The sequence below is a fragment of the Pseudomonas sp. HMSC067G02 genome (genome assembly GCF_001813485.1).
Taxonomy (GTDB): domain Bacteria; phylum Pseudomonadota; class Gammaproteobacteria; order Pseudomonadales; family Pseudomonadaceae; genus Pseudomonas; species Pseudomonas aeruginosa.
In genome coordinates, this window is the sequence record NZ_KV812615.1 from 1 (window position 1) to 9,232 (window position 9,232).

At 65.4% G+C, this 9,232-nt stretch carries 9 protein-coding genes and 1 pseudogene; 3 read left to right on the forward strand and 7 right to left on the reverse strand.

All coding sequences use genetic code 11. From position 1 onward, the window contains the following. The 4 genes and pseudogenes from HMPREF2914_RS32250 to HMPREF2914_RS01080 form a co-directional block, all read right to left on the reverse strand. A pseudogene (locus tag HMPREF2914_RS32250) lies at nucleotides 1–139 on the reverse strand (HlyD family secretion protein); the annotation flags it as partial. 96 nt (nucleotides 140–235) lie between these two features. Next, a complete protein-coding gene (locus HMPREF2914_RS01070; RefSeq protein ID WP_003111247.1) occupies nucleotides 236–535 on the reverse strand; it encodes a type I secretion effector TesG in 300 nt (99 codons plus the stop codon). Between the two features lie 308 nt (nucleotides 536–843). Then, the gene (locus tag HMPREF2914_RS01075; RefSeq protein WP_023092409.1) at nucleotides 844–2,637 is read right to left on the reverse strand and encodes a cholesterol oxidase substrate-binding domain-containing protein; all 1,794 of its coding nucleotides are present in this window, start codon (nucleotides 2,635–2,637) and stop codon (nucleotides 844–846) included. Nucleotides 2,638–2,768: 131 nt separating this feature from the next. Then, the gene (locus HMPREF2914_RS01080) at nucleotides 2,769–3,068 is read right to left on the reverse strand and encodes a hypothetical protein (protein ID WP_003093477.1); all 300 of its coding nucleotides are present in this window, start codon (nucleotides 3,066–3,068) and stop codon (nucleotides 2,769–2,771) included. A gap of 758 nt (nucleotides 3,069–3,826) precedes the next feature. Between HMPREF2914_RS01080 and tyrS the strand changes: the two genes are divergently transcribed. After that, nucleotides 3,827–5,065, forward strand: coding sequence for a tyrosine--tRNA ligase (gene tyrS, locus HMPREF2914_RS01085; protein WP_023092410.1), 1,239 nt, complete (start codon nucleotides 3,827–3,829; stop codon nucleotides 5,063–5,065). Between the two features lie 28 nt (nucleotides 5,066–5,093). Here the strand turns inward: tyrS and HMPREF2914_RS01090 are convergent, their stop codons facing one another. Continuing rightward, on the reverse strand, nucleotides 5,094–6,350 hold the full coding sequence (locus HMPREF2914_RS01090; RefSeq protein ID WP_003093475.1) for an OprD family porin: 1,257 nt from the start codon (nucleotides 6,348–6,350) through the stop codon (nucleotides 5,094–5,096). A gap of 364 nt (nucleotides 6,351–6,714) precedes the next feature. Between HMPREF2914_RS01090 and HMPREF2914_RS01095 the strand changes: the two genes are divergently transcribed. Both HMPREF2914_RS01095 and hpaR read left to right on the forward strand, forming a co-directional pair. After that, nucleotides 6,715–7,923 (forward strand): Bcr/CflA family multidrug efflux MFS transporter, encoded by a 1,209-nt coding sequence (locus HMPREF2914_RS01095; protein WP_003093473.1) that lies wholly within the window; start codon nucleotides 6,715–6,717, stop codon nucleotides 7,921–7,923. 85 nt (nucleotides 7,924–8,008) lie between these two features. Continuing rightward, nucleotides 8,009–8,431, forward strand: coding sequence for a homoprotocatechuate degradation operon regulator HpaR (gene hpaR / locus HMPREF2914_RS01100; RefSeq protein WP_003093470.1), 423 nt, complete (start codon nucleotides 8,009–8,011; stop codon nucleotides 8,429–8,431). 15 nt (nucleotides 8,432–8,446) lie between these two features. Here the strand turns inward: hpaR and HMPREF2914_RS01105 are convergent, their stop codons facing one another. Next, nucleotides 8,447–8,689: a hypothetical protein gene (locus HMPREF2914_RS01105; protein WP_003093468.1), complete on the reverse strand. Its 243-nt coding sequence runs from the start codon at nucleotides 8,687–8,689 to the stop codon at nucleotides 8,447–8,449. A gap of 88 nt (nucleotides 8,690–8,777) precedes the next feature. After that, the coding region (locus tag HMPREF2914_RS01110) for a cbb3-type cytochrome c oxidase subunit I (protein ID WP_177344129.1) at nucleotides 8,778–9,232 on the reverse strand (455 nt) is incomplete at its 5' end.

Genomic DNA, 9,232 nt, shown 5'->3' on the forward strand with positions numbered 1-9,232 from the left:
CGAACAGGAAGAAGCCCACCACCAGCAGCGCCATAGCCGCGGCTAGCAGGGTGAGAAAAGAGAAGGAGACCGGGCGGATCAGCACGATCTCGCCCAGGCCGCCGGCATGCTGGGCGTCGAGGGCTTCCTGGCGAAACATGGTGGCTGGATCCTGGATTCGAATAATACTTGCATGACACTCCGACACCCTTGCGAAAGTTCAAACGCATGAAGTGCCGGAGTGCGACTTTTCTAATTAGATGGTGGTGCGGCCTACATCACCGGGACCGAAGTTTTCCCGGTATTGGCCCAAGTAACCGACAGCCGTCTCTGCATTGGTGAAGAGACCGACCGTGCCCCCGGCAATAGCGCCCATCGCGGTTGGCACGACCAGGCCGACCAACTGGGAAAGTGCGCCGAAGCCGAAGCCGCCGGCACCGCCCCATTTCCCGCCGATTGCCATGCCCGTCGCGGCGCCGTCGACGGCGCCTACGATCATGCCGGAAAGAGTTCCACCCGAAACGCAGGTGACTTCAATGTCATTGAGTTCTTTCATTTCATATATCTCCTTTAGGCTTCCCGTGAGTCTGGAAAGCCATTCGATGGTACTAATCCGAAAGAGTGGGATGAACTGCCAGGATTAGCGGTTTTTCATGGGCTCGATAGTTCGTTTGACAATGAGTTTCAATATTCGGCGGATGAAGGTTTGCCACTCCGGGTAAACTTTGCGAATGATTAAGGCCGGTTCGTGCGACACCTCGATAAGACCTGTTGAACAAGTCAACGCCGTATCGAGGGCTCATTCATATCGGCTCCGGCGAACCGCTCTTCGTCCGAGTCAGTACGGCCTCGCATAGCGGCATTTCATGGCATCAGCCGGTCGAGCAGCGGCGAGCTGAACAGCCGATGCGGATCGGCTTCGTTCAACTGGCGCGCCGCGGCGTCCCAATCGTTGTCTGCGACCAGGCCCTGGCGTAGCGACTGCGCCACCAACTGGTCGACCACCGTCGGCTCGTCCCAGGCGGCGGCGGGGCTGTAGCCCCAGCCCTTGCTCCACTCCACCCGCAGCGAGGCGTAGTCGCCGCTGAAGTGGTCGAACAGCCAGGCCTCGAACTCGTGGTAGAAGGCGTTGGCCTGCGGAGTGCCGGGCAGGCTGAGGATGTCCAGCCAGATCGCCGTGTCCCACTCCGGCTGGTCGGGGCGCGGACGGATCGCCGACAGGCTGGGCACCTGGGCGCCGGGAACGATCGACTCGCCGGGCTGGTCGAGCCCGCTGACGCGAATCTCCACCGGGCCGTTCATGGGGTAGTGGCCGTTGGCGCGGTAGGCGGCGACCATCGTCTGGTACTGCAGGTAGAACTCGTTGATCACCCGCTGCACGTCGCGACGCCGGGTCAGCACCGCGTAGCCGTTGGCGGTGACGCGCAGGGTGCTGGGCTTGATGTACAGCAGCAGGTCCTTGCTCCAGCCCCAAAGGTCGTAGCCCAGGGTCAGCGCCATGCCGCCCACTACCAGGTCGTACTGCAGCTTGCCGAGCAGCGGGGTGAGTTCCGGGTGGCCGGTATTGATCGCCGCCAGCAGGTCGGACAGCGCCTTGGGAATGTTGTCGGAGAAGGGGTAGTTGAACGGGCCGTTGACCGCGCGGGCACCGAACGGGCAGCGCGGGGTCGGCGTCCAGACCTTCAGCCAGGGCTTGTCGGTGAAGGGGAACCAGATGGCCTCGGCGCGTCCGCTCTTTTGCAGGAAGCTGTCGAAGGTCCTTCCGCCGCTGCCGGCCGCGGCGAACATCTCGCTCGCCGGGATGTTCACGTAGCTCTGGCAGCGCATGCGCTTGTTGACCCCGGCCTGGAGGGTCGCCTCGACGATGAAGGCGCGTCCGAGGTGGACGAGGAACGGCGCGCAGGCCGGATCGTCGCGGCGGAAGGTCTTCAGCACGTATTGTCCGGCGGCGCCGTCCCAGACCACCGCGGTCAGCGCCACGATGCTGTTGCTCAGGGAGCCGTAGCTCTGCCCCGGCAGGCGGCTTTCGCCCTGCGCCGGGATGCCGGTGCCGTGGCCGTCGATGGCGAGCACCCCGCCGAGGGTCAGGTCGCCCGGCGCCGGCGTGGCGACGAAGCCGAGCTTGACCCGCTCCAGCTGTTTCAGCAGGGCTTCCATGGTGACGCCGGTCTGCGCGCTGAACAGGCCGAACTCGCCCTGGGCGTCGATCCGTACGCGGGTCAGGTAACGGCTGGTTTCCACCAGCATGATGCGGCTCTCGCAGTTCTCGCCGCCTTTCAGCAGCAGCGGGGACCAGTTGTGACCCATGCCGCGCGGGCGCACCTTGAAGCCGTTCTGCCAGGCCCAGTTGACCACCGCGAGAACCTCTTCGTTGGTGCGCGGGGCGCAGCTCCAGAGGTCGTCGGCGGCGATTTCCCCCGACCAGTTGCGGAACGCCCGCCGATAAAGTTCGAGGCCGGCCGGAAAGCCTGCCGGCGCCGGACAGCTGCTGGCGGCGGCTTCGGCGGGCTGGATGACGAAGGCCGGGGTCCAGCCGGCCACCAGGCCGACCGCGCCGAGCGTGGCACTCTTGCCGAGGAAGCTGCGGCGCGACAGACCGCCGGACTCCTGGTCGGGATCGTCGACGAAGGCGTCGGCTTGCTGGATGGGGTCGTGCATGGCGGTTCTCCTGATCGGGGCGCTGGTCGCCCCTTCCCGGTTGCCGGGTCCTTGGTCGCCGCCGGGGGCGCCCAGGCCTCCGGCGACTGGGGAGGCCCGCTCCGCGACGGGAGCGGGCCGAGGTCCTGGGATCAGGTCCACTCGGTGTCGTAGTGGTAATCGATACGGCTGGTATCGCCGCCGAGCAGGCCGCCGACCGCGGCGACGCCCTTGAACACGCCGTAGCCGAGGGTGTCGGCCAGTTGATGGATGGGGGTCAGGCCGACGGCGTTGAACACCTTGCCGACCGAAGAGATGACCGACGTGTTGAGCAGGTCGTTGGACACCTTGACCACATCGACGATGGCATCGCCGACGAAGCTGAAGAGTCCGGCGCCCGATACCTGGTCGATTTCATCGAAGCTCAGTTCCTGAAGTGTGGCGAGTTGCATGGCGCTATTCCTTCATCAATCAAGTTTTGAGCGATAGCCGGCCCTCTCGCATAAACATCGGTTTGCGAAGATAGACTGACTATCGGTTGCCAGCCGCTCTGGAAAAGTACTTTGCCGGCTGGTCGCTGAAAATTACTGATCTGCCGGCGAGAGTGTCAATCTGGGAAGTTGATAGGGTGAACTTGGAATATCCATGTTAGGCAAATGACGCCGATATTTTGTCAGTGGAATTGGTCGATGTTTTTTCGAATGCCGCGATAAGCATATGGATATTGCTGATCCATTGATATTCGTGGGTGCTGGGAAGCGGTTCGCTATTTTTACGAGATGATGCGCCAATCCAGAAAAGTATCGAATTATTGCTTTCGGAAAAAATTCAACTGCCTTGCTGATAGGTTTCTTCCGGTCGAGTTATTGAAGTACACGTCCGGTCGGGCGTTGTTTTTCAAAGTAGAGAAACCGGCGTCATAAATTTGTGCGGATAACTGGCGGGTAAACTTTCCCAGGCTGCGCTTCTGTTGCGAGGAAGTGCCTCGGTTCCTGTCGAGGCGCTTTCCAGCCTTGACAGCCCGGCACAGGCGCGTAGAGTGCCGCGCATGAATCGTGCAGCCCTGACCTTCAAGCGCTATTACGCCTATCTGCTCCCTCATTGAGGCGGTAGATGCGTCGCTGCATTCCCGAACCGCCCGAGGCGGCGGTCCGGTGAACTCCCTCCTAACCTGTCTCCTCGGGCATCCACCGTGCCAAAGGAGATACCCGTGTCCGTCCCGACCCATCAGCAAGACCTGATCGCCCTGCTCGAAGAGCGTGGCTTCGTCCACCAGTGCACCGACCGCGACGGCCTCGCCGCGCACCTGGCCGCCGGTCCGGCAACCGCCTACCTGGGCTTTGACGCCACCGCCGACAGCCTGCACGTCGGCCACCTGCAGGGCCTGATGCTGATGCGCTGGCTACAGAAGGCCGGGCACCGCCCGTTGCTGCTGATCGGTGGCGCGACCACCCGGATCGGCGATCCGAGCTTCCGCGATTCGAGCCGGCCGATCCTCACCGAGGCGCAGATCCAGGCCAACATCGACGGCATCGCCCGGGTTTTCTCGCGCTACGTCGAACTGCACGACGACAGCCTGGTGAACAACGCCGAATGGCTGGACGGCGTCGGCTACCTGGAGTTCCTCGACCGGGTCGGCCGGCACTTCTCGATCAACCGCCTGCTGACCTTCGACGCCATCAGGCAGCGCCTGGACCGCGAGCATTCGCTGTCGTTCCTCGAGTTCGGCTACACCCTGCTGCAGGCCTACGATTTCGTCGAACTGTCGCGCCGGCGCGGCTGCACCCTGCAACTCGGCGGCGCCGACCAGTGGGCGAACATCATCAACGGCGTGGAGCTGTCGCGACGCCAGGGCGGCGCCCAACTGTTCGGCCTGACCATGCCGCTGCTGGCCACCAGCGACGGGCGCAAGATGGGCAAGTCGGCGCAGGGTGCGGTATGGCTCAACGCCGAGCGCCTGGCGCCGTTCGACTTCTGGCAGTTCTGGCGCAACTGCGACGATCGCGACGTCGGTCGCTTCCTCGCCCTGTTCAGCGAACTGCCGATGGATGAGGTGCGCCGCCTGGGCGCCTTGCAGGGCGCCGAACTGAACGAAGCGAAGGTGGTCCTGGCCAATGCCGCCACCGCCCTGGCGCACGGCGAGCACGCCGCGCGATCCGCCGCCGATGCCGCGCGCGGGGTGTTCGCCGACGGTACGCGGGACAGCGGCCTGCCGATGATGAAGCTATCCCGCGCGCGCCTGGCGCAGGGACTGTCGCTGACCGACCTGCTGCTGGAGCACGCGATCCAGCCCTCCCGCAGCGCGGTCCGCCGCCTCGCCGCCGGCGGCGGCCTGCGCCTGGACGGCACGCCGGTCAGCGATCCGGACGCGCCGCTGGCGGGCGAGGTCGACGGGCTGCGCCTGAGCCTGGGCAAGAAGCAGCATTTGCAACTGCGACTCGAGGATTGAGGTGCCTGCGGCCCCAAGGGGCCGCGCTTCACCAGAGCTTCAGCGTGTAATTGACGATGAAGCGGTTCTCGTCCAGGTCCGCACCGTAGCGGCTGCGGTAGGTGATGTTGCGCCATTTCAAGGCGACGCTCTTCAGCGGTCCGCTCTGGATCACGTAGGACAGGTCGGTGTTGCGCTCCCATTCGCTGTCGTCGGCGCGGCCGGCGCCGCGGTCGATGTCGCGGCCCTGTACATAGCGGGTCATGAGGTTCAGGCCGGGCAGGCCGAGGCCGGCGAAGTCGTAGTCGTAGCGCAGTTGCCAGGATTTCTCCTGCGGTCGGGTGAAGGTCTGGTAGGCCATGAGGTTGGCCACGTAGGGCGTGGTGTAGCCGTTGAGCACCGGAAAGGCGTCGTTGCCGATCATCTTCTGGACACCGATGCCGAAGGCGTGGGCGCCGGCGCGCAGGGTGAGCATGGCGTTGAGGTTGCGATTGTCCACCGGCCCGGAGATCGCCGCGCCGTCTTCGCCGCTGTCGAAGTAGCGTAGGTCGCTGCGCAGCGACAGCCCTTCGCCCAGCGGCAGGGTGTGCAGCAGGCCGAGATAGTGCTGCTGGTAGATGTCCTTGAGCTGGCCGTAGTAATAGCTGGCGCTGAGCCGAGGGGTGAAGGCGTAGGTCGCGCCGGCGAGATTGAACTCGTCGCTGGCGTGGGCCTTGTCGCGGCCCATGATGTACATGTCGTCGCTGCCGGCCGACTCGCGGGTGCGCGACTTCCACAATTGCCCCGCGGTGAGGGTGAGACCCTCGATCTCGCTGGAGGTCAGCAGCGCGCCGTCGAAGGTCTGCGGCAACAGGCGCACGTCGTCGCGGAACGCCACCGGCAGTTGCGGCATGAGGATGCCGACCTGTAGCTGGGTCTGCGAATAGCGCAGCTTGGCGGTCAGGCCGAGGTGACTGTAGTCGTCCACCGGCTCCTTCGAATTCGCTCCGAACGGCAGCGTGCCATCGTTGCTACGCCCGCGTCCCGAGTCGAGCTTGACGCCGAGCAGCCCGGTAGCGTCCAGGCCGAAGCCGAGCGGGCCGTCGGTGAAACCGGATTGCAGGCGCAGGACGAAGCCCTGCGACCAGTTGCCGGCCTGCGATTGGGGCGCATCGTGCTGGCGGTAGTCGCGCAACTGGTAGAAGTTGCGGAGGTCGAGGTGGGCGCTGCTGTCCGCGAGGAATTCCGCTTGCGCGGCGAGGGGCAGGAGGCCGAGGCCAAGCGCATAGCTGCGCCAGGCGCACGGGCGGGGGCATGCCGTGATCATCGATTCTTCCCTTGGTTGTTGTTCTTGTAGGTATGGGTGACGCCGATTGCACGGTGAGTTTTAGCATATTGTTAACTTGTTAATGAAGTATTGGCGATCCTCCCGGAAGCTTCGCTAGCTTCTGTCCCTTTCCATGCTTGCCGATCATGGAGGGTACGGCGCTGGAGAGCGAAACCGACCTGGAATCTTTCGCCTTCTGCGCATTTTGTTAATCTGTTAACGTTGTCGGCCCGCGAAAGGAGCCAGGCCCGCGCGCTGCCAGGGTGAACGAGGTCGCGTCGTGGGGATTTCCCGGACGGCGAACTTGCATCCGCGTGCACGGCGGTGTCGTCTGGACCGAAAGGCGAAGAAGAGGAGGGCGAACGTGCCTGCGAGTGCATCGAGGATTCAGCTCGGAAGCGGCGAACGACGCCTGTTGCTGCTGTTGTCGGCGCTGGTGGCGTTCGGCCCGCTGTCGATCGACATGTATTTGCCGAGCCTGCCGGCGATCGCCGCCGATCTCGGCGCCAGCGATGCCCAGGTGCAGCGGAGCATCAGCGGCTTCCTGGTCGGCTTCTGCGTCGGCATGCTGTTCTACGGCCCCTTGTCCGACCGTTTCGGCCGGCGCCCGGTGCTGCTGGCCGGTATTGCCTTGTACCTGTTCAGCAGCCTGGCCTGCGCGCTGGCCGACAGCGCGGGGCAACTGGTCCTGCTGAGGGTGCTCCAGGCCCTCGGCGGCGGCGCCGCGTCGGTGCTGGCGCGGGCCATGGTGCGCGACCTCTATCCGTTGGGCGAGGCCGCCCGGATGCTGGCATTGATGCACATGGTGACCATGCTGGCACCGCTGGCCGCGCCGCTGCTCGGCGGCTACCTGATGCTCTGGGCCGGCTGGCGCGCGTTGTTCGTGGTCCTGGCGCTGTTCGCCGGGCTCTGCCTGCTGGCGGTCTGGCGGGTCGCCGAAAGCCACCCGCCGGAGCGCCGCGGCGGCAGCCTGGCCCAGGCCTTTCTCGCCTATGGGCGGCTGCTCGGCGACCGTCGCGCGCTGGGCTACGTGCTGTGCATGGGGCTGGCGTTCGCCGGGATGTTCGCCTACATCAGCGCCGCGCCCTTCGTGTTCATCGAGCATTTCGGCGTGCGCGCGGAGCGCTTCGGCTGGTTCTTCGGCCTGAACATCCTCGGCGTGATGCTCGCCACCTGGTGCAGCGCGCGCCTGGTGCGCCGCCACGGTCCGCGGCCGCTGCTGCGGGCCGGCAGCCTGCTGGCCTGCGTGTCCGGGCTGTTCCTCCTCGGCTATGCGGCGCTCGGCGAGCGGGGCGGGTTGTGGGCGCTGGTGCCGGGGTTGCTGTGCTTCGTCAGCGTCACCGGCCTGCTCGGCGCCAACTGCATCGCCAGCCTGCTGGCGTTGTATCCCGGACAGGCCGGGGCGGCTTCGGCGGTGGCGGTGTCCGGGCAGTTCGGCCTCGGCTGCCTGGCCAGCCTGGCGGTCGGCTGGCTGGCGTTGCCCGGCGTGCTGCCGATGGCGCTGGTGATGGCCGTCTGCGGCGTCGGCAGCCTGCTCGCGCTGGGCTTGGCCCTGCACGGCGGAAACCGTTGATTTCCTTCTGCATACCCGCATGCAGCCTGTGTTTTTTCCGCTACTCTTCTGCACTTTCGAAACCAGTCATCCAAGCTCGGACCCTATGTCAACGCCAAGACCCTCCCTGACCCTGACCCTGTTGCAGGCTCGCGAAGCCGCGATGAGTTTCTTCCGTCCCTCCCTCAACCAGCACGGCCTCACCGAGCAGCAGTGGCGGGTGATCCGCATCCTGCGCCAGCAGGGCGAGATGGAGAGCTACCAGTTGGCCAACCAGGCCTGCATCCTGCGTCCGAGCATGACCGGCGTGCTGGCGCGCCTGGAGCGCGACGGCATCGTCCGGCGCTGGAAGGCGCCAAAGGACCAGCGGCGGGTCTACGTGAACCTGACGGAGAAGGGCCAGCAGTGCTTCGTCTCCATGAGCGGCGACATGGAGAAGAACTACCAGCGCATCCAGGAGCGGTTCGGCGAGGAAAAGCTCGCGCAGTTGCTGGAACTGCTCAACGAGCTGAAGAAGATAAAGCCCTGAAGCGACTGGCCGGCGTCATGCCGGCCAATTCTTGTCCCAGTGCCGGCAGTCGCCCTGGCAGCGACCGGGACAGCCGCAGCCGGTGCGGCTCCTGCCGGTTTCCCGCTCGACCCGGCGGGCCACCTCCTCGTCGTCGGCGAACGGCAGCATGCTCGCCTGGTCCAGGGTCTTGGCGTGGCGCAGGCTCCAATGCACGCCGAAGAACAGCACGGCGACCGCCAGCAGCTCCAGCAGGATCTCGCTCCAGCTGAATTCCATGATGATTCTCCTCGTCGGCTGTCGAGCCTTGCCCGCAGCGTGGCGGGCGAGGCTCGGGAAGGGAAGGGAAGGGACGCGCTGTCGCGGCTCAGGCCATGCGGGCCGCCGCGAGGATTCCTTCCGGGCGCGCCTGGCGTACCGTGCGCCAGGTGTTGTAGCTCATCAGCAGCATGCCGGTGAGGAAGAACCCGCCACCGACCAGGCGCACGATGAAGCCCGGATGGCTGGCCACCAGCGACTCGACGAAGGAGTAGGTCAGCGTGCCGTCCTCGTTGACCGCGCGCCACATCAGGCCCTGGGTGATGCCGTTGACCCACATCGAGGCGATGTACAGCACGGTGCCGATGGTGGCCAGCCAGAAGTGCGCGTTGATCAGGCCGACGCTGTGCATCTTCTCGACCCCGTAGACCTTGGGAATCAGGTGGTAGAGCGAGCCGATGGTGATCATCGCGACCCAGCCGAGGGCGCCGGCGTGGACGTGGCCGATGGTCCAGTCGGTGTAGTGGGAAAGGGCGTTGACGGTCTTGATCGCCATCATCGGGC